Origin of the sequence: Bacillus sonorensis NBRC 101234 = KCTC 13918 (genome assembly GCF_001592005.1) — a bacterium.
GTDB lineage: Bacteria > Bacillota > Bacilli > Bacillales > Bacillaceae > Bacillus > Bacillus sonorensis.
The window spans coordinates 67055-90121 of sequence record NZ_BCVZ01000015.1; the positions used below are offsets into that span (position 1 = coordinate 67055).

27 protein-coding genes and 1 riboswitch are annotated in these 23067 nt (G+C 45.4%); of the genes, 14 read left to right on the forward strand and 13 right to left on the reverse strand.

The genetic code is table 11. The features are described 5' to 3' along the window. Positions 1-13: 13 nt before the first annotated feature. Positions 14-793: an alpha/beta hydrolase gene (locus BTR1S_RS15530; protein WP_006636094.1), complete on the reverse strand. Its 780-nt coding sequence runs from the start codon at positions 791-793 to the stop codon at positions 14-16. A gap of 55 nt (positions 794-848) precedes the next feature. Between BTR1S_RS15530 and BTR1S_RS15535 the strand changes: the two genes are divergently transcribed. The 3 genes from BTR1S_RS15535 (at position 849) to BTR1S_RS15545 (ending at position 3255) form a co-directional block, all read left to right on the forward strand. Further along, positions 849-1367: a gamma carbonic anhydrase gene (locus BTR1S_RS15535; RefSeq protein ID WP_006636093.1), complete on the forward strand. Its 519-nt coding sequence runs from the start codon at positions 849-851 to the stop codon at positions 1365-1367. 232 nt (positions 1368-1599) lie between these two features. Beyond that, positions 1600-2070, forward strand: a complete 471-nt coding sequence (locus BTR1S_RS15540) for a phosphatase PAP2 family protein (RefSeq protein ID WP_236835101.1) — start codon at positions 1600-1602, stop codon at positions 2068-2070. A gap of 48 nt (positions 2071-2118) precedes the next feature. Further along, complete coding sequence (locus tag BTR1S_RS15545) at positions 2119-3255, forward strand: glycosyltransferase family 4 protein (protein ID WP_029419205.1); 1137 nt, start codon at positions 2119-2121, stop codon at positions 3253-3255. A 46-nt stretch (positions 3256-3301) separates the two neighbouring features. Here the strand turns inward: BTR1S_RS15545 and asnB are convergent, their stop codons facing one another. Then, positions 3302-5200, reverse strand: a complete 1899-nt coding sequence (gene asnB, locus BTR1S_RS15550) for an asparagine synthase (glutamine-hydrolyzing) (protein ID WP_006636090.1) — start codon at positions 5198-5200, stop codon at positions 3302-3304. Positions 5201-5425: 225 nt separating this feature from the next. Next, positions 5426-6628 carry a methionine adenosyltransferase gene (gene metK, locus BTR1S_RS15555; RefSeq protein WP_006636089.1) on the reverse strand — a complete coding sequence of 401 codons (1203 nt, stop codon included), beginning with the start codon at positions 6626-6628 and terminating at the stop codon, positions 5426-5428. A gap of 346 nt (positions 6629-6974) precedes the next feature. Further along, positions 6975-7115: riboswitch (SAM riboswitch) on the reverse strand. Between the two features lie 194 nt (positions 7116-7309). Here metK and pckA point away from each other — a divergent pair. Together pckA and BTR1S_RS15565 are read left to right on the forward strand one after the other, a co-directional pair. Continuing rightward, positions 7310-8893: a phosphoenolpyruvate carboxykinase (ATP) gene (gene pckA / locus BTR1S_RS15560; RefSeq protein ID WP_006636088.1), complete on the forward strand. Its 1584-nt coding sequence runs from the start codon at positions 7310-7312 to the stop codon at positions 8891-8893. A gap of 121 nt (positions 8894-9014) precedes the next feature. Further along, positions 9015-9674: a cation:dicarboxylate symporter family transporter gene (locus BTR1S_RS15565; protein ID WP_051397536.1), complete on the forward strand. Its 660-nt coding sequence runs from the start codon at positions 9015-9017 to the stop codon at positions 9672-9674. On the opposite strand, the gene BTR1S_RS15570 is transcribed toward BTR1S_RS15565, so the two are convergent. Next, positions 9657-9899 (reverse strand): DUF2584 domain-containing protein, encoded by a 243-nt coding sequence (locus BTR1S_RS15570; protein ID WP_006636086.1) that lies wholly within the window; start codon positions 9897-9899, stop codon positions 9657-9659. The genes BTR1S_RS15565 and BTR1S_RS15570 overlap by 18 nt on opposite strands. Positions 9900-9953: 54 nt before the next feature. Continuing rightward, positions 9954-10727: an alpha/beta hydrolase family protein gene (locus tag BTR1S_RS15575; RefSeq protein ID WP_029419206.1), complete on the reverse strand. Its 774-nt coding sequence runs from the start codon at positions 10725-10727 to the stop codon at positions 9954-9956. Positions 10728-10849: 122 nt separating this feature from the next. Between BTR1S_RS15575 and BTR1S_RS15580 the strand changes: the two genes are divergently transcribed. The 3 genes from BTR1S_RS15580 to BTR1S_RS15590 are packed head-to-tail and all read left to right on the forward strand — an operon-like array spanning position 10850 to position 13406. Beyond that, positions 10850-11824 carry an ABC transporter substrate-binding protein gene (locus BTR1S_RS15580; protein ID WP_173400968.1) on the forward strand — a complete coding sequence of 325 codons (975 nt, stop codon included), beginning with the start codon at positions 10850-10852 and terminating at the stop codon, positions 11822-11824. 12 nt (positions 11825-11836) lie between these two features. Further along, a complete protein-coding gene (locus BTR1S_RS15585) occupies positions 11837-12619 on the forward strand; it encodes an ABC transporter ATP-binding protein (RefSeq protein WP_006636083.1) in 783 nt (260 codons plus the stop codon). Then, positions 12594-13406: an ABC transporter permease gene (locus BTR1S_RS15590; protein WP_006636082.1), complete on the forward strand. Its 813-nt coding sequence runs from the start codon at positions 12594-12596 to the stop codon at positions 13404-13406. The genes BTR1S_RS15585 and BTR1S_RS15590 overlap by 26 nt, the downstream gene beginning before the upstream one ends. Before the next feature lie 32 nt (positions 13407-13438). Here BTR1S_RS15590 and ytkD read toward each other — a convergent pair whose 3' ends face one another. Beyond that, on the reverse strand, positions 13439-13915 hold the full coding sequence (gene ytkD, locus BTR1S_RS15595) for an RNA deprotection pyrophosphohydrolase (RefSeq protein ID WP_006636081.1): 477 nt from the start codon (positions 13913-13915) through the stop codon (positions 13439-13441). A gap of 344 nt (positions 13916-14259) precedes the next feature. Here ytkD and BTR1S_RS15600 point away from each other — a divergent pair, with 344 nt between their 5' ends. Next, on the forward strand, positions 14260-15096 hold the full coding sequence (locus BTR1S_RS15600) for an AIM24 family protein (RefSeq protein ID WP_034326313.1): 837 nt from the start codon (positions 14260-14262) through the stop codon (positions 15094-15096). A 177-nt stretch (positions 15097-15273) separates the two neighbouring features. On the opposite strand, the gene BTR1S_RS15605 is transcribed toward BTR1S_RS15600, so the two are convergent. From BTR1S_RS15605 to BTR1S_RS15615, 3 genes are all read right to left on the reverse strand, one after another. Next, on the reverse strand, positions 15274-15597 hold the full coding sequence (locus BTR1S_RS15605; protein ID WP_029419208.1) for a hypothetical protein: 324 nt from the start codon (positions 15595-15597) through the stop codon (positions 15274-15276). Between the two features lie 47 nt (positions 15598-15644). Next, entirely contained in the window at positions 15645-16049 is a 405-nt protein-coding gene (locus tag BTR1S_RS15610; RefSeq protein ID WP_006636078.1) for a phage holin family protein, read from the reverse strand. Positions 16050-16212: 163 nt separating this feature from the next. After that, on the reverse strand, positions 16213-16650 hold the full coding sequence (locus BTR1S_RS15615) for a Dps family protein (protein WP_006636077.1): 438 nt from the start codon (positions 16648-16650) through the stop codon (positions 16213-16215). A gap of 126 nt (positions 16651-16776) precedes the next feature. Between BTR1S_RS15615 and ytzI the strand changes: the two genes are divergently transcribed. Continuing rightward, on the forward strand, positions 16777-16926 hold the full coding sequence (ytzI, locus tag BTR1S_RS22590) for a YtzI protein (protein WP_006636076.1): 150 nt from the start codon (positions 16777-16779) through the stop codon (positions 16924-16926). Here the strand turns inward: ytzI and BTR1S_RS15620 are convergent. Continuing rightward, positions 16920-17363, reverse strand: a complete 444-nt coding sequence (locus tag BTR1S_RS15620; protein ID WP_006636075.1) for a FixH family protein — start codon at positions 17361-17363, stop codon at positions 16920-16922. The genes ytzI and BTR1S_RS15620 overlap by 7 nt on opposite strands. Before the next feature lie 135 nt (positions 17364-17498). Continuing rightward, positions 17499-17972, reverse strand: a complete 474-nt coding sequence (locus tag BTR1S_RS15625; RefSeq protein WP_006636074.1) for an S-ribosylhomocysteine lyase — start codon at positions 17970-17972, stop codon at positions 17499-17501. Positions 17973-18104: 132 nt separating this feature from the next. On the opposite strand from BTR1S_RS15625, the gene yidD reads away from it, so the two are divergent. Then, on the forward strand, positions 18105-18332 hold the full coding sequence (gene yidD, locus BTR1S_RS15630; protein WP_006636073.1) for a membrane protein insertion efficiency factor YidD: 228 nt from the start codon (positions 18105-18107) through the stop codon (positions 18330-18332). Here the strand turns inward: yidD and BTR1S_RS15635 are convergent. Beyond that, positions 18329-18898, reverse strand: coding sequence for a beta-class carbonic anhydrase (locus BTR1S_RS15635; RefSeq protein ID WP_029419209.1), 570 nt, complete (start codon positions 18896-18898; stop codon positions 18329-18331). The genes yidD and BTR1S_RS15635 overlap by 4 nt on opposite strands. Positions 18899-19163: 265 nt before the next feature. On the opposite strand from BTR1S_RS15635, the gene BTR1S_RS15640 reads away from it, so the two are divergent. Then, positions 19164-20168, forward strand: a complete 1005-nt coding sequence (locus BTR1S_RS15640) for a metal ABC transporter substrate-binding protein (protein ID WP_029419210.1) — start codon at positions 19164-19166, stop codon at positions 20166-20168. A gap of 41 nt (positions 20169-20209) precedes the next feature. Here the strand turns inward: BTR1S_RS15640 and BTR1S_RS15645 are convergent, their stop codons facing one another. Then, a complete protein-coding gene (locus BTR1S_RS15645; protein ID WP_006636070.1) occupies positions 20210-20455 on the reverse strand; it encodes a type B 50S ribosomal protein L31 in 246 nt (81 codons plus the stop codon). 187 nt (positions 20456-20642) lie between these two features. Between BTR1S_RS15645 and BTR1S_RS15650 the strand changes: the two genes are divergently transcribed. Together BTR1S_RS15650 and BTR1S_RS15655 are read left to right on the forward strand one after the other, a co-directional pair. After that, positions 20643-21974, forward strand: a complete 1332-nt coding sequence (locus BTR1S_RS15650; protein ID WP_006636069.1) for a cytochrome ubiquinol oxidase subunit I — start codon at positions 20643-20645, stop codon at positions 21972-21974. Positions 21975-21995: 21 nt separating this feature from the next. After that, positions 21996-23039, forward strand: a complete 1044-nt coding sequence (locus BTR1S_RS15655; RefSeq protein WP_006636068.1) for a cytochrome d ubiquinol oxidase subunit II — start codon at positions 21996-21998, stop codon at positions 23037-23039. Positions 23040-23067: the final 28 nt, after the last annotated feature.

Consider the following 23067-nt stretch of genomic DNA (forward strand, 5'->3'; position numbering starts at 1 on the left):
GAATGCACCTCCATTAAGTGATGTATTGATCTGCAAACGCTTTTGCCGCTTTAAACACGTCCTCCCGTTCCGGCTCGTTGAAGATTTCGTGATACAAGCCCTCCCACTCTCTGTACGTCTTATTATAAGATGCCAGCTGATCAAACCATTTGACCACCATTTTTTTGTCTACAAGAAAGTCTGTTCCAGCCTGCATGACAAGCAAAGGGATGTCGAGAAACGCGTCCGTCGGCTCCATCGCGCTTTTCACAGCTTTTAAAATCTCTTGGTACCATCTGACGGAAACTTTTGTGATGTATAATGAATCATTGATGTCCATTTCGATGACTTCTTTATTTCTCGTTGCTTTATCCGGGGTAATTCCGGATTCAAACATTATGGACGGAGCTACGACATTGAGCCCTTTGGCGATTACGTCCATGAATTTATTCGGCTTTAATTGCAGCCCAAGACAAGGGGATGATAAAATGATACCGGCAACGGCTTTCCCATGCTGCTTGAACCACTCAATCGCAACGAGTCCGCCCATGCTGTGTCCGAGAAGCAACACCGGCAGCTGAAACGCTTTTGCCTTGTCAACCCACTTGTCTACTTCATCAATATATTCTTGAAACGAGCGTATATGTCCTCTTGCTCTTGTCGATGTGCCCTGTCCAGGCAGATCGCCCATTACGACATGATATCCGGCTGAACGCCACATTTCGGATAACCATTTATACCGTCCATGATGTTCACAGGCCCCATGGACGATCACAATTGAAGCGACAGGTCTTTCCGCTTCCATGCACCACATGCTTTGACCACCTCACGCTATTTTTTAAAAAACAGGGAATGAAAGGATGGAACTTATGATCTACCCTTATAAACATACTGAACCAATGATACATGAAACAGCATTTGTTGCCGACAACGCGTGCATCACCGGAGATGTCACGATCGGGGAGTACTCATCCATCTGGTTCTCCTCCGTTATCCGCGGGGATGTCGCGCCTGTCCGGATCGGAAAAGGCGTCAATATACAAGACCTTTCTTGTCTGCATCAAAGTCCGAACCGCCCCCTCTTGATCGAGGATGGCGTAACGGTCGGCCATCAGGTCACACTGCATAGCGCTGTGATTCGAAAGCATGCCCTTATCGGAATGGGGTCGATTATCCTCGACGAAGCCGAAATCGGCGAAGGCGCCTTTATCGGTGCTGGCAGCCTTGTCCCGCCCGGCAAAAAAATACCGCCGTTTCATCTCGCTTTCGGGAGACCCGCCAAAGTCATTCGTCCGTTAACCGACAATGACAAACAGGATATGGAAAGAATTCGCAAAGAATATATTGAAAAAGGACAATACTATAAGTCCCTTCAAAAGAAAGACTAGCTTTGCTACAACTTTACCATTTTTTTCGCCATAAATTAAGCGAAAACCTTTTTTGGCCGTCTTAAGCCCAGTGCTTACGGCTTTTTTTCATTTCCGAATTCTTTACAAATACTTATCATTTTCTAAACATTGATTTTTTACAATAAAAGTGAGCTACCATTCGTCTAAGGAGGTTTTAACGCTGAATAAACTGACACGCATGTACAACTTTGAATGCAAAATGTTCCTCGGTATGAACAGCTTATTTGAGCAAAAAGCATTAAATCGATACTTCCGCTCTTCGACCCATTTAGGGGGAGCTTTTTGCACGATTTTCACTTCACTGGCGCTGATCGTTTTCGGCGAAGGAAACATTCGTCTCGCCGGAGCCGCTGGAGCCCTGGCCCTCCTTGTCAGCCATCTGCAGGTTGTGCTTATGAAAAAGCTCTTCCCGAGAAAACGTCCGTATATGACGCTGAAACAAACCAAGGTATTACACAATCCTTTAAAGGATCATTCGTTTCCATCCGGGCATACGACTGCTGTATTTTCCGTGATTACACCGCTAATCGTATTCTTTCCGTTACTTGCACTTTTATTAATCCCTGTCGGAATCACAGTCGGACTCTCCAGAATCTATCTCGGTCTGCATTATCCGTCAGATGTGCTGGCCGGCATGGTGCTCGGCATTTCAGTCGGACTGCTGTCATGTATGGTCATATAAAACGTTTCTTCCAGATTGACAAAAAAACAACCACCAGGAGGGGAAACGATGAAAATCGCGATTTTCACCGACACATTTACGCCCGATGTCAACGGCTGCGCCGGGACTTTAAAAAAGTACACGGACTACCTGGAGGCGAGAGGTATCCCATTTAAAGTGTTTGCACCCGAAAGCACGCATGAAACACAATTTTCAAGCAGTATCCGCCGTTTCACCAGTTTGCCGTTCTTCTTATACCCCGAGTGCAGACTCGCTCTCCCCAACCTCTTGAAAATGAAATCAGAGCTTCATACCTTCCATCCTGATCTTATTCATATCGCGACACCTTTCAATATCGGCCTTGCGGGGCTGAAATATGCAAAAAAACAGAACATCCCCATCGTAGGCTCGTATCATACCGATTTTGACCAGTATCTTGCCTATTATGACCTGCACATGTTTTCCAAACTTTTATGGAAGTATATGCATTGGTTTTATAAACCTTTTCAAAAAATCTTTGTTCCTTCAAATGAAACATTGCGGCAGTTAAAGGCAAAACAGTTCAAAAATCTATCCATTTGGAAACGCGGAGTGGACTGCTCTTTATTCCATCCGGATTTTCGCTCCGGAAAAGTGCGGGAGCAATATGGAATAAAAGAAAAATATCTTTTGAGCTATGTCGGCAGGCTCGCGCCTGAAAAAGACCTGGAAACGCTGTTAAAGATCGCGGACCACCCAGCATTGCAAAAAGATGTTCACTGGCTCATCGCAGGAGACGGACCATTAAAAAAAGAACTTGAGAAACGCGCTCCCGTCAATATGACATTTGCCGGCTATGTAAAAGGCAAAGAGCTATCAAGCATTTATGCGAGCTCGGATTTGTTTGTATTTCCTTCTCCGACAGAAACCTTCGGGAACGCCGGCCTTGAAGCGCTCGCCTGCGGAACGCCTGTAATCGGAGCGGACGCCGGCGGCCTGAAAGACTTTATTCAAAACGGAAGGACCGGTTTCCTTGCGGAGCCAAAAAATCCGGAAGCATTTGCCTCACATGTTTTGCATGTCCTCTCCAATGCTTCTTTGAAGCAGCGGATGGAACACGAAGCGCGAAGCTATGCCCTCACCCAATCGTGGGATGCCATTTTTGACAATCTTCTCGCCGGGTGTGAAGAGGTGCTGGCCGACTATCCAAGAGAAAAGCCTGCTTAAAAATAGAAAAAAGGTTTTCGATTGCTCGAAAACCTTTTTCATCTGCTTACACGATAATGACTTCCTTAGGCTGGTGATTTAATTCTTCCGGTACGTAGCGTTTTTCAACGAAAATGCTGTGCCAGATCATAAAGATGAGAACCGTCCAGATTTTTCTGCTGTTATCCGCTTTGTTGGCGCAATGGTCTTCAAGAAGCTGAAGCACATAATCTTTATGAATATATGCATCTGTTTGGCTTTCTTTAATAATGCCCACAGCCCAATCATGCATTTCATTTTTCAGCCAGTGGCGGATCGGCACAGGGAAGCCCAGCTTTTTGCGGTTTAGTACATGATCAGGAACGATGCCTTCGGCCGCTTTTCTAAGCAGATACTTTGTTGTGCCGTTTTTTGTTTTCAGTTCTTCCGGAATTTTTGAAGCCGCTTCAAACACGACTTTGTCCAAAAATGGAACGCGAAGCTCAAGCGAATTAGCCATCGTCATTTTATCTGCTTTCAACAGGATGTCGCCGCGGAGCCATGTGTGAATGTCAACATACTGCATTTTGTTGATCTCGCTATATGACTTGCTTTCTTCAAAATACGGCTTTGTCACATCACAATATGTGAGGTTTTTGTCATATTGACGAAGAAGCTTCGATTTCATGCCTTCTTCAAAGATCTTCGCATTGCCGATATATCTCTCTTCAAGAGGCGTGCAGCCCCTCATTAAAAAGCTTTTTCCTTTCATGCCCTCAGGCATCGCGGAAGCGACACGCAGAAGCATCTTTTTCAAAGGAGACGGAATCCGTTCGAACGGTTTCAATGACAGCGGCTCGCGGTAAATATTATAGCCGCCGAAAAGCTCATCCGCCCCTTCTCCGGATAAGACGACCGTCACTTGTTTTTTCGCTTCCTTCGCGACAAAATACAAAGGAATCGCGGCAGGATCTGCTAGGGGATCATCCAAGTGCCAGACGATCTTCGGAAGCTCTTTCATGTATTCTTCAGGTGAAATGATCGCGCTGTAGTTTTCTACGCCGACCTTTTCGGCAGTTTCTTTCGCCACGTCAACTTCACTGAAGCCCTCGTGCTCAAAACCGACGGAGAATGTTTTTAAATTCGGATGAAATTGTTTGGCAACGGACACGATAAAGGAAGAATCAATACCGCCTGAAAGGAATGAGCCGACAGGCACGTCGCTTCTCATGTGAACCTTGACGGAATCAAAGATGGCATCTCTTACTTCCTGGACAAGCTTGTCCTCTTCCGACTGCACAGGCTTAAATTGAACTTTCCAATATGTTTTAAATTGAATATCTTCATTTGGGCGAAGCGTAAACTGCTGGCCCGGTCCCACTTTTTGCACCTTTTTATCAAGCGTTTCAGGCTCAGGTACAAATTGGAATGATGTATACTGCTGAAGCGCCTTTTCATTGAACTCCAAATCAGCGCCGACAGGCATCAGGCTTTTTCTTTCTGATGCGAAGTAAACGTGTCCGTCCGTTTTTGTAAAATAAAGCGGTTTGATCCCAAACGGATCGCGCGCGCCGTATAAAAGCTGCTCTTTTTTATCCCAGATCAAAAATGCAAACATTCCCCGCAGCTTTGATGCCGCCTCTTGTTTATAGTGACGGTATGTCGCAAGGAGAACTTCCGTATCTGAATCGGTATTAAATTCGTAACCTTTTGAGAGAAGCTCGTCTTTTAATTCTATATAATTATAAATTTCTCCATTAAAAATAATCCAGTATGAATCATCTTCATATGACAGAGGCTGTCCTCCGTTTTCAACGTCAATGATGCTCAGCCTTCTAAATCCGAAGCCTACATGTTCATCATGATAGTACCCATCATCGTCGGGACCGCGGTGTACAATCATTTCATTCATTTGCTTAATTAATTCTTCCTGGCCTGCTGTCTCGGATGATGGGCGATGATTGAATACCCCTACAAATCCACACATTGTATTGCCTCCGATTTTTTAAGATTTCATGCAGATCGTTCTGCTGCATTATTAGACATGTATTTAAAGAAAACGTTTCAAAAAACTTGAAAAATGTTCACATTAGAATACTTGCTTTCTACAATCAAACAACAATATTAAATCTGGATATTTTTCAAGTTTCAAAAAATCCGCGTGTTTATGCCATCGAAAAATAAAGCCGCTTATAAGTAAGCGGCTATGCGATTATTCCCCTAATGCCTCTTTGCGCAGCTGGTCTGCTTTGTCTGTACGCTCCCAAGGCAGATCAAGATCAAGGCGTCCGAAATGACCGTAAGCTGCCGTCTGTTTGTAGATCGGACGGCGCAAATCAAGCATTTTGATGATGCCGGCAGGTCTTAAATCAAAGTTTTTACGGACAACTTCGATCAATGTCTCTTCGCTCGCTTTTCCAGTGCCGAACGTATCGATTGAAATGGACACCGGCTGTGCGACGCCGATCGCATAGGCAAGCTGCACTTCACATTTATCGGCAAGGCCTGCTGCCACGATGTTTTTCGCTACATATCTCGCTGCATAAGCGGCTGATCTGTCAACTTTTGTCGCGTCTTTACCGGAAAACGCTCCGCCTCCGTGGCGAGCATATCCGCCGTAAGTGTCGACAATGATTTTTCGTCCTGTCAAGCCTGCATCGCCTTGCGGTCCTCCGATGACAAAACGGCCTGTCGGGTTAATAAAATATTTTGTATTTTCATCGATCAGGTCTTTCGGAACAACCGGATTAATCACATATTCTTTTAAATTGCGCTGAATCTGCTCAAGTGAAATTTCCGGATGGTGCTGTGTTGAAATGACGATTGTGTCGATGCGCACCGGTTTATTATTCTCATCATACTCGACTGTCACCTGTGTTTTTCCGTCCGGACGCAAGTATGGAAGAATTTCCTCTTTGCGCACTTCAGTCAAACGGCGGGATAATTTATGAGCAAGGGAAATCGGAAGAGGCATGAGCTCATTTGTTTCATTACAAGCAAAACCGAACATCAAGCCTTGGTCTCCGGCTCCGATCGCTTCGATTTCAGCGTCGCTCATCGCTCCCTCGCGAGCTTCAAGCGCCTGGTCAACCCCCATCGCAATATCGGGAGACTGCTCATCTATCGACGTTAACACCGCGCATGTTTCAGCATCAAAGCCGTACTTTGCGCGCGTGTAGCCAATTTCTTTAATCGTTTCACGAACCGTTTTCGGGATATCCACATATGTGGATGTTGTAATTTCACCGCTTACCAGCACCAATCCGGTTGTCACAGATGTTTCGCATGCAACGCGGGCATTCGGATCTTTCTTTAAAATTTCGTCTAATATACTATCCGAAATCTGATCGCAAATTTTGTCCGGATGTCCCTCCGTAACTGACTCTGATGTAAATAACCGACGATTTTTGCTCATGTATGTTTCCTCCTGTATATGAAGATCAGCCGTGATCTTAAAGTATGATACGGAACTCGTCTCTCTTAATTATATGACGATACTCGGGCTTCATACTCTCTCATCCTGAAAGAATTTTTCATTGTCGTTGCGGGACCCTAAGCCGGACCTCCCGTTTCGCGGGAGCGGCTGTAGCATCTCCTTTCGCCCAGATACTCGGCTAAAACCCTTCACTTATATGTGAAAAACGCCCAGTACCTTCCTCTTAAAGGCATGATTTTTTTAGCAATTTTTGTATGCTGATTTATGCAATAAAAAAACCTTTTCCTGTTCACTGAGGAAAGGGTCTGGTAGTGCGTACCTTTCACTCTTATCGCTCAAGGTATTTTAAAACCTTGCATCAGGTTAGCACCGTAGTTGTCTCAATACTGTGTTACATCTTTTTGATGAAGAGAAACCGGTTGCTGGGCTTCATTGGGCCTGTCCCTCCGCCAGCTCGGGATAAGAGTATCCGTTCAATGAAATATCTTATCTTAAAATGACTTGTCATGTCAATATTAGTTGAAATAAATTTGCACACTGAATGTAAAGAAAAAACCCGAACGAATTTTGATAAACGGTATAGACTATAAGATGAAATGTGTTATACTATTTCTACATTAATGTTATACACATTAAAAAACACGCAAAGGAAGGTTTTTTATGAACTCTGTAGATGCAACTGCCGATTTACAATCGTTATTGTCAGGCAAAAACGTTCAAATTAATTTATCCGTTCCCCATTTGGTTGAAAAAGTTCTCGAGCGCAAAGAGGGGATTTTAACATCTTCAGGAGCCGTGCGGGCGACGACCGGTACATATACCGGCCGCTCACCGAAAGACAAATTCATCGTAGAAGAAGAAAGCGTAAAAGGGAAAATCGACTGGGGCGCTGTCAACCAGCCGATTTCGGCAGAAGCGTTCGACCGGCTCTACACAAAAGTCGTCAACTATTTAAAGGAACGCGATGAATTATTTGTATTTGAGGGTTTTGCAGGCGCAGACGAAAAGTATCGGCTTCCGATTACAGTGGTCAATGAATTCGCCTGGCACAACCTGTTCGCAAGACAGCTGTTCATCAGACCCGACGGAGCCCGCCAAATGACGGCTGAGCAGCCTTTTACGATTCTTTCCGCGCCAAACTTCAAAGCCGATCCCCTGCTTGACGGCACAAGATCGGAAACATTCATCATCGTATCGTTTGAAAAACGGACCATTTTAATCGGGGGGACAGAATACGCCGGAGAAATGAAAAAATCGATTTTTTCGATTATGAACTATCTTCTTCCCGAACGAAACATATTGCCGATGCACTGTTCTGCCAACATTGGCGAAGAAGGCGGCACAGCTCTCTTCTTCGGCTTGTCGGGCACGGGGAAAACGACGCTTTCCGCAGATCCGAACAGAAGGCTGATCGGAGATGATGAGCACGGCTGGTCAAGTACGGGGATTTTTAATATTGAGGGCGGCTGCTATGCAAAATGCATTCATTTAAGCGAAGAAAAAGAGCCCCAAATTTACCGGGCGATCCGCTTCGGCTCCGTTCTGGAAAATGTCGTGGTGGACAGCGATACAGGGGAGCCGGACTATGATGACGCATTTTACACAGAAAACACGAGAGCCGCTTATCCGATCGATGCGATCGATAACATCGTCAAACCGAGCATTGCCGGACATCCGACAACGATTGTATTTTTAACGGCAGATGCCTTCGGAGTCCTGCCTCCGATCAGCAAGCTGACGAAAGAACAGGCGATGTACCACTTCTTAAGCGGGTATACGAGCAAGCTTGCCGGGACGGAGCGCGGAATCACCTCTCCTGAAGCAACCTTCTCAACCTGCTTCGGTTCACCGTTCCTTCCGCTTCCGGCTCATGTATATGCGGAAATGCTCGGAAAGAAAATTGACGAACACGGCGTCAGCGTGTTCCTTGTCAATACAGGATGGACCGGCGGTGGCTACGGCGTCGGGGAAAGAATGAGCCTGGCCTATACGAGGGCTATGGTGCGGGCCGCGATCGAGGGGGATTTGGACAATGCGGAGATGAGAACAGACCGGATTTTCGGCCTGCATACCCCAGTACACGTACCAGGCGTCCCTGACCAGGTGCTTGAGCCTGCCAAAACGTGGGCGAATGAAAAAGAATACGCAGAAAAAGCGATACACCTGGCAAACGAGTTTAAAAAGAACTTCAAAAAGTTTTCCAATACAGGAGACCTCGAAAGAACAGGAGGCCCGTTTGTTTAATGGAACACCCGCAGCAGCGTAATCATACGCTGCTGTTATTTCAAACTGGTTTTTTGAATTTTCAATAAAATAACGCTTTAATATTTTAAAAAACATTTGTATATTTCAGGAGGACATTTCTATGGAATTTGGATTGCTGCCGAGGATTATCACGGCAATTGTTCTTGGTGTTATCATTGGAAGCTTTGCACCGCTCTGGTTTGTCAAAACCGCCGCCACGTTTAATGACATGTTTGGGAACTTTATTCAATTTGTCATTCCTTTTATCATTCCAGGAATTGGGCAGATCGGCCGCGGCGCGGGGAAAATTCTCGGGATTACCGCGGGCATCGCCTATGCCTCAACCATTATTGCAGGCCTCTTGGCGTATCTGGCTGGATCAAACCTGCTTCCCGCCATTATTTCCGGTCAGCAGCTGCAAGAGTTTAAAAATCCGGAAGAAGTCCTGCAAAGCGGATTTTTTACAATTGAAATGACGCCCTTTATGAGCGTCATGAGCGCGCTCATTTTCGCTTTCATTATGGGGATTGGAATTGCCTATCTGCCAGGCAAAACGCTTAAAAATGCATTTAATGAATTTCAGACAATTGTTATATCTGGCACAGGACAGCCTGGGAACGGCCACGAATGTCACCGAGGACGGCGCTCTCACGATGCTCATTCACAGACTGACTTCAAAAAATGGGGTTGGAAAAGAAGAGGATGCACCTGCATAATCATACAGAAAAGCCAAGGACGTCCTATACGACCTTGGCTTTTTTGCTTAGTTCGTGGAATTTAAAGAAACGAGTCTATATGTTAAATGAGTGCGTCCTTCCGACCATTCCAGACGCTCCGCACGGGCTGTCCCTGTCACATCACCGCTCTTCGTCTTTCTCACTTCTATCGGCACATGAAGAGGGTAAACCCGATAGCCTTCTTTTTCAAGCGTAAACAAATTTTCCTCGACCCGCGTTTCTTGTCCTTTTGTTACGATCATCGTATTAAATTCTACTGGCATTCCCACCTGAAATCCCCCTCCTTTTTACTCTGTTCACTTTAGTTTACCATAGCTTGTCCATTACCTGCTTTTCATCCACTGCGCAAGCTCCCTCACAATCCGTCTGTTTTCTTTTGGAGGAAAGTAGTGTGTGAATGAATGAAAATACCACGTTTCAACCGGTTTGTTTCTTTTGATCAATTCCCGTTCAAAGCGTCTGGCGTGCTCGATCGATACATTTTGGTCCTTTGCACCATGGATCAGCAATACCGGCGCTTCTATCCTTGCGATTTTGTCAAACGGCGTCCTTCGCGCATATGCTTGCGGAACTTTTTCAGGCGTGCCGCCTATGACCCGTTTCATCATCCGCCGCAAATCTTTACGCTCCCGATAGGTCAGAACCATATCGCTGACTCCTCCCCATGACACAAATGAAGCGGCCGCCGATTTCATTTGGATGGCCGTCAAAATGCCCATGATTCCGCCTCTTGAGAATCCGAATATATGAACCCGCCGATCCTTCACAAGCTCGTGATTCTGAAGGAATCGGAAAGCGGCAAATGCGTCTTCCCGGTCATCCCCGGCAAAGTCTTCATTGCCTTCACCGCCCTGGTTGCCCCTGTAATACGGAGCAAAGACGACAAATCCTTGTACGGCGAATTGAACGATTCTGCCGGGTCTGACCATCCCGACGCTTTTGATCCCGCCCCGCAAATACAGAAATCCGTCATAGCGGCCGGGCGCGGCCGGTTCAGCCAACAGGCCCTTGACTTTAAGCCCCTGTGACAAATATGTGACGGTAAACAGGCGAATCTGTTTATTCGGTGACGGGAACCTGGTTTTTTCTAACAACATTGTTTGTTCACCTCTTAATCCGCAGTCGTCCCTCACACCTGTTTTGTATTTAACATAAACTATTTTATGCCGAAAGCAACCGAAATCAAAGGAGGGAAATCGGTTTGAAGCGTTTCTTTTTTATGATAGTATCCTTCACCCTGATGCTGTTTATCCTCGTTGCATGCGGCGGACAAAAAGCAGAGAAGGTCCGGCTGGCAGAAGTGACCCGTTCTGTTTTCTATACGCCATTATATATCGCCATATCTGAAGATTTCTTTAAGAAAGAAGGCTTGGATGTCGAGCTGAAAACAACGTGGGGCGGCGATAAAACCATGACGGCCCTGCTATCGAACGGCGCGGATATCGCGCTTGTCGGTTCTGAAACTTCGATCTACGTCAATGCCCAAGGCGCAAGCGACCCAATCATCAATTTCGCGCAGCTCACCCAAACGGATGGAACGTTCCTCGTCGCCCGCGAAAAAACGGATCACTTCAGCTGGGAACAGCTGAAGGGCAAAACCTTCCTCGGACAGCGGAAAGGCGGAATGCCTCAGATGGCCGGAGAGTTTGTCTTAAAACAGAAAGGCATTGATCCGAAAAAAGACATCGATTTGATTCAAACGATCGATTTTGCAAATATCCCAAACAGCTTTGCTTCCGGAACCGGCGATTATGTTCAGCTTTTCGAACCGCAGGCCTCAATTTTTGAAAAAGAAGGCATCGGCCGCATTGTCGCCTCCTTCGGCAAAGAATCCGGACGGATTCCCTATACGACATTTATGGCAAAAGCAAGCTATTTAAAGAAAAACGAGGCTACCGCTGAAAAATTCACCCGTGCGATCTATAAAGCGCAGCAATGGATCGAGTCGCACTCCTCAAAAGAAGCCGCTCTCAGCATCCAGGACCAGTTTAAAGATACGGAGCCTTCGATTCTTGAATCCTCAATCGAACGGTATAAACAGCAAAAATCCTTTGCGCAAAATCCGATTTTGGATGAAAAGGAATGGAATCAGCTTCAAACCATTATGGATGAAGCCGGTGAGCTGCCGAAATACACCTCCCATCAGAAACTGGTCAATACAAAGATTGCCGAAAAGGTCACAAAAAATCACTAGGAGGTGGCCGCATTGTCTTTTTTGCAAGTTCAGGATATCACGCATACTTATTTCTCTCTGAAAGAAAAAACAGCAGCGCTTGAGAATATCAGCTTTGAAGCGGAAAAAGGCGAATTTGTGTCATTTCTCGGTCCGAGCGGATGCGGCAAAACGACGCTGCTTTCGATCATCGCCGGGATCATTTCCCCCACAGCGGGACGCGTCTTGATCGACAGCCGCACGCCTGATGAAAAAGATCTGCATATTGGCTATATGCTGCAGCAGGACTATTTATTTCCCTGGAAAACGATTGAAGAAAACGTCTTGATTGGTTTGCAGATTTCGAAAAAACTGACGCCCGAATCGAAAAAATCCGCTTTGGATCTATTGGCAAAGCTCGGACTGTATCAAGTTGAAACAAAGTATCCGAAGGAGCTTTCCGGCGGGATGAGGCAGAGAGCTTCTCTCGCCCGCACACTTGCCGTCGACCCCGACATTCTGCTGCTGGATGAACCCTTTTCAGCCCTTGACTATCAGACAAAACTGAACCTTGAAGATTTGGTTTTCAACACATTAAAAACGTATCAAAAAACAGCCGTTCTCGTCACCCATGATATCGGCGAGGCGATTGCGATGAGCGACCGGATTTTACTGTTTTCAAAACAGCCCGGAACGATCCATAAAACCTTTACAGTCCCTGAATCTCTTAAAGGGATGACACCTTTTGATGCCAGGCAGGAACCGGAATTCCAGGTCCTGTTTCAGACCATATGGAAGGAGCTCAATCACCTTGAACAACATCAGACAAAAAGTTGATTTCCTTCATCAGGAATTTTTAAAGCAGCAGCAGGCGGAAAAAAGGCGGGTCCGTTTTTATCAGGCTGCGATTTTCATCGTTTTTTTCGCCCTGTGGGAAACGGCCAGCCGCATGGCATGGATCGATCCGCTTATTTTCAGCTCCCCTTCAGCCGTCTGGGCGCTTTTCCTGGAGAAAATGGGCGACGGTTCATTGCCCGGGCACATCGGTGTAACCGTATTTGAAACGATACTCGGCTTCCTCTTTGGAACCTTGCTCGGAACTTTTCTGGCTGCTCTTTTATGGTGGTTTCCGCGGCTTTCCAACATATTGGATCCCTATCTCGTCGTCCTTAATGCGATGCCAAAGGTCGCACTGGGCCCCATCCTGATCGTCGCCATCGGTCCGAGTCTAACAAGCATCATTGCCATGGGCGCCATTATCAGCGTCATTATTACCACAATCGTCGTCTATACGTCCTTTCAGGAAATTGATGAAAATTACATCAAGGTTATGAAAACATTCGGTGCGAAAAAAAGCGAGATTTTTAAAGAAGTGATTCTTCCCGCTTCAATTCCGACGATCATTTCCGCGTTGAAAGTGAATGTCGGGCTGAGCTGGGTCGGCGTGATCGTGGGGGAATTTTTAGTATCCGCCCAGGGCCTCGGCTATATGATCATATACGGATTTCAAGTCTTTAACTTCACCCTTGTGATGCTGAGTCTCCTGATCATCGCCGTATTTGCAACGATCATGTACCAATGTGTCGAGCTTTTGGAAAGAAAATGGATGAAAGGGAGAACGTAATTAGAAAAGGCCCTGCTGATTGGCAGGGCCTTCTATTCGATCATACCGTCTTTTTTCAGCTTCTCAAGGCTGATTTGGAGAACGGAGTCTTTCATGATAAAACTGTATTTTCTGTTCTTTGCAATATCCCCGGGCAGGCTGTTCAGCAAAACAGGACCTTTCGTCTCATAATACGTCTCCTGTTTTTCAATCTTATCAATCTCAGCAAAATATATATTCTTAATAATTACTTTTTCCCTGCCAAGGACTTTATATTGGCCGATATATGTCAGCTTCTTTACAGCAGCCCCCGTCTCTTCCTTCACTTCCCGCAAAGCGGCTTCCTCGGCGTTTTCAAAGGGCTCTACTTTACCTCCGGGAAATTCGTATCCCCTATCCTGGTGATTTGTTAAAAGCCACTGGTTTTGATATCGGCAGATCACCCATACATGCTTTGGAGCCTGTGAAAAGGGATGGTCATCAAAGGAGAGCTGAACTGTATTACGGTAAAAGTCTTTAAATTCGTACATCTTAATCCCTCTAATCCGTTTCCTCGCTTCTTCCACTCATCATATCACATATCCGTTTTTTCGGTAGTCTTTTTGTACATTTGCCAAACGAAATCACTGTAAATTTTCATTTTATTGTTTCACAAAATGGCGCGGCTTAAAACACTTTCGCAAACATCCGTCTTTTTTAAACATCAAAAAGTCGGATAGAAAAGAAACCTTTCGCGCACCTCCCGCGTAATTATATTGATCCCATCGTTTGATAACTTGAATATACGATCAAATCGTCTGATGAAAGGACAAGCCGGACATTTACCGGCAGACCGGCCGAACGAAACATTTACCCACTATCATGTTTGAAGGAGATGTCACCATTGGGTTTCTACTTGGATACAGTACAAGAACTAACATTAAAAGCTGAAGGGAGCGGGCGTTTTTTTGCAAAGAAAGGGGCCATGATCGCAGATCAGGGTCAATTGAAATACAGCAAACGGCTGCTCGGGACTAACCAGGGAAGCATAGTCAAACAAGTATTCAACCACATAAGCAGAAAAATAACGGGAGAAAATCTCGAAATGATGGAAGTAACCGGCCACGGAGTCTGTTATCTAGCTGACCAAAGCGATCACGTCACAGTCATTAACCTTGAGCCTAACGGGATTTGGCAGAGCGTCTGTGTCGAAAGCGAAGACCTGCTCGCTTTTACAGAAAGCTGCCATTACGGTGTCACGCCTGTCGGTGTCGGCGTTTTATCCCAAAAAGGGCTTTTTACTTCAAAGCTTTCATTTAACGGGGCGGGTGCCCAAGTCGCCGTTAAAACGGCCGGCAACCCGCTCATCCTGGAAAGCCCGTGCCGGGTCGACCCCGATGCAATCGTAGCCTGGACGGGTCCGGCTCCAAAAGTAAAATTAGATGTGAACTGGAAAACAATCATCGGACAAACTTCCGGTGAATCATATATGTTTGAATTTCAAGAACCAGGACAGATCGTCATTGTCCAGCCGTTTGAAAGACAGGCGGGCTTAAGAGTAGGGCTTGACGATCAGCGCTACCAGGCGCAAACCCAGGGCAGCGCCTGGCAGAACACGCGCCAAGGCATGACGAATCAGCCGGTGCACCAGCACGACCAGAGGCCGCACCGCCAAGAGCAGGGCGGCGGAATCGGCGATATCATCGGAAACCTTTTAAACAATAGAAGATAGCATGTTTAAAACCTCTCAGCGTGATTGAAAACCCTTGCAGTCTAGGAAGGCCTGCGCATCGGAGCGGAGCGAATGTTGGAATTCGTGAGCACCGACGCGCAGGCCTGACAACGAATGCGAGGGTTTGTCGGCGCGCTAAAACCTCTTCATAAAAGAAGAGGTTTTTTGCGCCATATCTCAATCAGCGGATTTGATATCACAAAGACCGTTCTCGCTGATAAACGATCTTGTTTCTTCATTGCCGAGACGGTAGAGCATCCCGTAAATATTCCTGCGAAGCTCATCCATTTTATCATTTGAGCTGTCATAATGGTATTCGACAGCCGGCACATGCGCACGGAAAAAGTTGATCCAATCCTGGGAATGCAGCTGGTCAAAATATTCTCTTAATTTGATGATATCGTCATCGTCCGCCGAAATCTCGAATTCCCAGGGAGAAGCGCCGGAGTGCTGCGAAATCATTCCATCTTGAACTGAAATATAGTATGTCCTCTTTTCCAAAGTGATCATCCCTTTTTCCCGTTAGTATTGCCTGTTGTTTTAAAATGTTACGGTCCTCTTTGCAGTTTATTTTTAACGAATTCCTGAATATCCAAAAAGATTTGCGGGACAGGTATGCCCAGTGCGTGGGCAGTGCTCACAATCAAAAATGTTTCATACAAAATATAAAACACGATCGAAAAATCGCGGATCGAATTATCCGTCTGCAACAGTTGATCAAAAAAGTGCGCGACTGATATGAGAAAAAGCGTCACAAATTTTTTCGCCAATCTTGTAAACAAGCTCTTGATCGTAAATTGATCTTTCACACATTCGCTCAAACTTTTGCTGACAAACTCAATCCCCATTAACGTAATTAAAATTAAAAACAAATATTCAATTGCACCAAACAAAAATCCGAAAGCCGAAAAACCGATTGAAAATAGCGAAAAGATGCCTAAGTCTTTGTTCATGCGCTTCAACATCCTTTCAAACAAAACGTTTCATAGCTTATCCTATGAAAAGATGCTTTGAAAGGCTTGGATGAATTGTTTGACAATTCATAAAAAAGGCTTTAAAAAGAACGAAACTTCATGGAGAAAACAAAAAAGACCCGGCATCACCCGGGTCTTTCCTTCATCCCAAATATGATTTCAGCATCCAGTTGTGCTTTTCAATCGTTTGATGAATGGCGAGAAGCATGTCTCCCGTCGTTTCATCATTCACTTCATCAGCAAGCTCCATCCCGCTTTTCAGCTCTTCGGCCACCTTTAAAAAGTCGTTGTAAATCGCCTCTACCATCTGTTCCGCCGTCTCGCTGCCGTCCGCTTCTTTAATCGTCGAGATTTCGAGGCACTCTTTCATCGTTCCCACCGGAGAACCTTGCATGGCCAGCAGACGTTCAGCCAAATCGTCAATGTATTGAGCGGCTTCTGTATAAAGCTCTTCAAATTTTTCATGCAGTGTAAAAAAGTCTTTGCCTTTCACATACCAATGATAATTATGTAGCTTTACGTAAAGTACAGTCCAGTTTGCGACTTGTTGATTCACCGTTGTTTTCAATTTTTCCGACATACTCGATCGTCCTCCTTTTGGTTTACTTTTGGTTTACCCGTTTAGCTTGTACAGGAAACATTTCTTTTACTCCTAATTCATCCCCTTATATGGTAAACTATAGAAAAAGGACTTGGAGGTTTCTTTATGGTCTTCTGGATTGTCGCAGGCATTCTGATTACAGGCGCGGTTCTCGTATTATCACTGGTAACGACAGCCAAAGCATATGATTATCGGCACAAAATCGATCCCCTTCCACAGGGCCGCAGGATGGAGGAAGAAGAGACCGGTCAATGATGGTGGGCTTCTTCCTTATCATCTGTTTCCGGATCATTCTTCGGTGATCCTACTTTCATTTCCGTAACAGGCATTGTATGCTGCTTCTTTGCCGTGACATGGACCTGAATTTTATAAACCCCATCTTCAGGGAATGCTTTTTCCATACTGTAGATCCCTTTTCCATCATGCTTTGCTTTTTGAAGTTCGCTTTTCTCTTTGCTTCCCGACTTCCAAACTTCAAACTCGACTTCATCTGCATCTGTTACAGGCTCGTCCCCGTAAAGCACGGACGCTTTAATGACAGCCCTTTCATTTTTCGCCGCCTGCTTAGGCGCCGAAAGCTTTGCGGTCAGCACCTTGGGCTCCTCTGCCGACGTTGCCGGCTTGTCCGCCTGGCTGCAGGCGGATAGGCCGCCCAGTAACACCAAGAATATAAGCCATTTTCCCAAACGCATCCTATCACCCTTTTTCATATGATATACACATACTTAGTGTAGCAAAGTTCCGGCATTTATGGCATTATTTTCTTTGTGAACAAATCAAAAACCGGCTCCCATCTTCAAAAGATGGAGCCGGCTGTTTGAAAACCTTTATCCAAATACTTTTAATAAATCTTCCTTGCTTTGTGAAAGCCAAAAACGCATCATGCGTTTTGCACCTTCAAGATCATGAAGCTTAGCCTGGCCGCATTGCTTTTCATTGGCGGCAGGAATTTCCGTCACTTCAACGGCTTCCTTAAACGTGTCTTCTAGCAAATCAACGATTTCCTCCGCTGTCGGCTCACCGCTCACCACAAGATAATAGCCTGTCTGGCAGCCCATCGGTGAAACGTCGATAATGTCAAAATGGTCGTATTTTTCAGCGTGAGTGCGGATCGTAAAGGCAAGCAGGTGCTCCAATGTATGAATCGTATCGGGTTTCATCGCCTGTTTATTCGGCTGGCAAAAACGGATATCGAACTTGTTAACAACGCCGTCCGTTCCCACTTTATGAACCCCGCAATGTCTAACATAAGGCGCTTTTACTGCATTATGATCTAGTTCAAAACTTTCAACTGAAGGCATTTCCATCTCTCCCCTCTTTCTACTCTTTTTGTATTATATCATACTTTGCCGGTATGTTTTTAGGTAAATGCTTTTTCATTTTGTATGATTTTCTCTTATATTATAATATGAAGAAAAAAAGGTGCTGAACACATGAAAACTCTTTTCCTTCTGATCATCCGTACGTATCAAAAATGGATATCGCCCGTTTTGCCGCCGTCCTGCCGCTTTTATCCGACGTGCTCGAATTACGGCCTTGAAGCGATCGAAAAACACGGCGCTCTCAAAGGAGGCTGGCTGACCATCAAACGGATTCTGAAATGTCATCCGTTTCACCCCGGCGGCGTCGATCCCGTGCCTGAAAAAAAGCAAAAGGATTAATGCTCTTCCGGATAGCCGTTGACGACAAGATCAAGTCGGCCTGTTTCAGGATCAATGACAAGTCCGTGAACAGGGACGTCCTGGGGCAGCAGCGGATGGTTTTTGATGACACTGACGCTGTCTCTGACACTATCCTCGACAGAGTCAAAGCTTTTCAGCCATTGTTCAAAATCGACGCCCGAATACTCCAGCGTTTCAATCCGCTCCTTAGGAATTCCGCGTTTGACCGCTTTTTCCAAAAAGCTTTTGCTTTTCAGCTTGCTCATTCCGCAGTCATAATGGCCGATAACGCATACTTCATCGGCGTTCAGCTCATAAACAGCGACAAGAATGCTTCTCATGATGCTCCCAAAAGGATGGGCAACAAGAGCGCCTGCGCTTTTGACGATTTTAACGTCGCCGTTCCGCATATTCATGGCGTGCGGCAGTAGCTCAACAAGCCTCGTATCCATACAGGATAGAATAACCACTTTTTTATCCGGGTATTTGCTCGTCTCATACTTTTTATAATCCTGCCGTTCAACAAACTGCTGGTTGAATTGTAGAATATTATCCAAAAGTTTCATGCTCGAATTCCTTTCTATACAATTTTTTATATCTAAATATAACATATAACTTCATTTTTTTTTTACTCGCCAACAAAAATCCCGCCATTAAATCGTAATATTTACGTTTTAACGGCGCTCTCTATAGCGTCAAGCTCTGATGTAAGGCGTTTCTATGAATGCATCAAAAAATTTCCCTCTTTTCAAATCGTAATTATTACGATACAATGATACAGGATTATTAAATCGGAACGATTTCAGTTTTTATGTTGAGAGGAGAAATACAATGAAAAAGACATTCGGATTAGCATCTGCATTCATTCTTGCTGCCGGATTAGCCGCGGGCTGCTCAAGCACGGGAGCTTCCAGCGATCAAAAAGACAACGGAAAATTGGACATTTACACGACTATTTATCCGCTTGAGGATTTCACTAAAAAAATCGGCGGGGAATATGTAAACGTCAAAAGCGTTTACCCTCCCAACGTTGAAGCTCACACTTATGAGCCAAGCTCCAAAACGATGGCAGAGATTTCAGAGGCAGATGCCTTCATTTATTCCGGCGTAGGCGTTGAGGGGTTCGCAGATAAAGCCGTGAACACGTTAAAAGGCAGCGACGTCAAAATCGTTAAAGCGGGCGAAGGCATTGATCTTCTGTCACAGGAAGAAGAGCATGAAGAGCACGGGCACGAAGAGGAGTCCGCTCACGAAGAACATGATCATGCCCATGACCATGGTGAAGCCGAAGAACATGATCACGACCATGGAGATAAAGACCCGCACGTTTGGCTTGACCCTGTTCTTGCAGAAAAACTGGCGGAAAACATCAAAGATGAACTGGTCAAACTGGAACCCGAGCATAAAAAAACATTTACGAAAAACTATGAATCTCTAAAAAAGGATTTGAAACAGCTGGACCAAGACTTCAAACAAACTGTCGACCGCGCTGATAAAAAAGAGATCCTTGTCTCGCACGCAGCGTACGGCTACTGGGAAAAGCGCTATGGAATCAAACAAATGAGCGTGCTCGGCCTCTCACCGACAGAGGAGCCTTCCCAAAAAGAACTTGAAAATATCGTAAAAACCGCGAAAGAACACAATATCAAATATGTCATTTTTGAAAGCAACGTCAGCAGCAAAATCTCAGAGATCATTAAAAATGAAATCGGAGCGGAGAGCCTGACCATGAAAAACCTTGAATCCATCTCTAAAGAGGATAAAGAAAGCGGCAAAGACTATCTCACCATTATGAAAGAAAACCTGTCTGTATTGAAAAAAGCATTGTCAAATTAATCAAACGTAAAACACGCGCATTGCAGCGCGTGTTTTTTTGATTAATCCATATTAAATCTTTTCTTAAACTGTTCGACCCGTCCGCCTTTTTCATTGAATTTCTGTCTGCCGGTATAAAACGGATGGGTGTCGGAACTCACTTCGACTTTAATCACGGGATATGTTTTGCCGTCTTCCCATTCCGCCGTTTCAGAAGATGTTCTTGTTGAACGGCTTAGAAAACGGTATCCGCTGTTTACATCCTGAAAAATCACTTGATATGTTTTCGGGTGAATATTCGGCTTCATTCCTATTCCTCCTTTTTCAAAACGTAACAATTACGTTTTATTATAAACCATCAATTTCCTCTTGTCAAAAATTCGCGTTTACATTTTTTAAGCATAATAACAATTTTCCCATCAAAGAGGAAGAATAATCTAAATAAGGAGGTGAACAATAAAAGCAAAATGGTGTGAATGAAAGGTGGTTTTCCGGATGAATGATTTGATGTTCGCAAGGAGCCTATTCGGAACAACAATGGGATTCCATATTATTTTTGCTTCGCTCGGTGTCGGAATTCCTTTAATGATTTTGCTGGCTGAGCTGATCTATCAAAAAACAAAAGACCCCCACTACTCCATTATGGCGAAGAGATGGACAAAGGCCCAAGCGGTTTTGCTTGGAGTCGCCATTCCGACCGGAACGATTGCCGGAACCCAGCTCGCCCTGCTTTGGCCGGGATTCATGGAAGTCATCGGAAAAGTGATGTCCCTTCCATTTCAAATCGAAATATACGCCTTTTTTGTCGAGGCTTTATTTATGTCGATTTATGTTTATGCGGCGGACCGCCTGACTCCTCTGATGAGAATCATCGCCGTCGTCTCCATTGTCATCGGTGCGGCGTCTTCCGCCATTTTAATTACAAATGTCCACGCTTTTCAAGGAACACCTGAGGGCTTCAAGATTGTAAACGGTGAAATTACGGATGTTCAGCCATGGAAAGCCTTTTTCAACAAAAGCTTTTTCATCACGGCCAGCCATGTCGTCGTCTCGGCGTTTATGACAGGCGCCTTCATTATTGCGACAATCGCGGCATATAAAATGCTTCGCAATCGGGGTGATGAAAAAGTGTATGTCCTCCACAGAAAGGCGCTTTTGCTCGGCCTGCTCGTCGGCGGTGTGTTTTCTCTCGTGACTGCGCTCTCCGGGCATGAATCAGCTCAGTTTCTTCACCGCTATCAGCCGGAAAAACTGGCCGGAGCGGAAGGTTTATTTAAAACCCAGTCCTATGCCCCGCTTGCGATCGGAGGATTTCCCGATGAAGAGACGCAATCGATTAAAGGGGCGATTGAAATTCCATGGGCATTAAGCTTTTTGGCTGACAACCGGTTTGACACTGTTGTAAAAGGCTTGAATGAGTTTCCGAGAGATGAATGGCCGCCTTTGTACATTCATACGTTATTTAACGGGATGGTATTAATCGGCGGGCTCTTGATCGTTTATGCCGCCGCCGGCTTTATATGGAGAAAGGTTTTGAAAAAAGACCGCTTTCCCCGCTGGCTGCTGATCTTATTTACGACGGCGGGGCCGCTCAGCCTGCTTGCGATTGAATTCGGCTGGGTTTTTGCATGTACCGGGAGGCAGCCTTGGGTCATTTACCACATGCAAAAGACATCTGAAGTGGTGACAGCTTCGGGATCAATCGGATTATTATTCGTATTGTTTTTTATCGTCTACATTATTTTGGGGGCGGCTGTGGTCTTTGTTTTGCAGTACTACTTCAAGCGCCACCCAGTCGAAGAGGATCTCAAAACATCTGATGCTTAAGAAGGGAGTCGTATGATGCAAATGGATGGAACAACAGATGCCCTGCTGGCTATTTCGATCGTGTGGGGATTTATATTTATCTACGCCGTCATGGCGAGCATGGATTTTGGTGCCGGCTTTTGGTCGATGGTCTATATGAATAAGCAGCAGCTGAAAGCGACGAATATCGCAAACCGCTACCTTTCTCCGACATGGGAAGTCACGAATGTCTTTATTGTCGGAATTGTTGTGGCCCTTTTCAGCTTTTTCCCCGGCGGAACGTTTGTATTGGGAACCGTGCTTTTGATTCCGGGCAGCATCATTCTATTGCTGCTGGCCATTCGCAGCGGATTCTTGGTCTTTTCCCACGCTGCCAAAGGCTATGAAAGAGCGCTGACATATGTTTCAGGGATCAGCGGATTCATTATTCCCGCCGTGTTAATTCTTGTTTTGCCCGTTACTCACGGACCTTTCGTCTCCCAGCGGAACGGCAGCTATCAGCTGAATTTCACCGATTTATTTTTAAGCCCGCATGCCTACTCATTTATGGGTTTTGCCATTTTCAGCACCTTGTTTTTATCATCCCTGCTGCTTGCCGATTTTTCAAATGTGGCAGACGAGAAAGACGCCTACCAGGTCTATCGACGGAACGCTTTAATCACCGGGCCTCTTGCCTTGATCATGTCCTTTAGCATAATGATGACGATGAGAGCCGAAGCAAGCTGGCTTTACACCAAAATGATGAACGGGCTCCCATGGCTGATTTTATCGTTCCTGCTGTTTCTTGTCGCCTTCGGCGCTTTGTTTCTGCCAAATACTTATAATCAAGACCGTCTAGGAAAGCCGCGTCTCGCCGTCATCGCGATTACCCTCCAATATTTCACGGCAAGCTATGTGTATGGAAGAGCTCATCTTCCTTTCATGATCTACCCCGATGTGACGATTCAATCCGGCTTTACCGCCCCGGAAACGTTTCGGGCGCTGTTCATCTCGTACATCGTCGGTTTTATTATTTTATTTCCCGGGTTCTATTACTTCTGGAAATTATTCATGAAGGACAAGCGGTACATTAAACAGCCTGAATAAGTATGAATCGGGCCGGATCGGTTAAGCT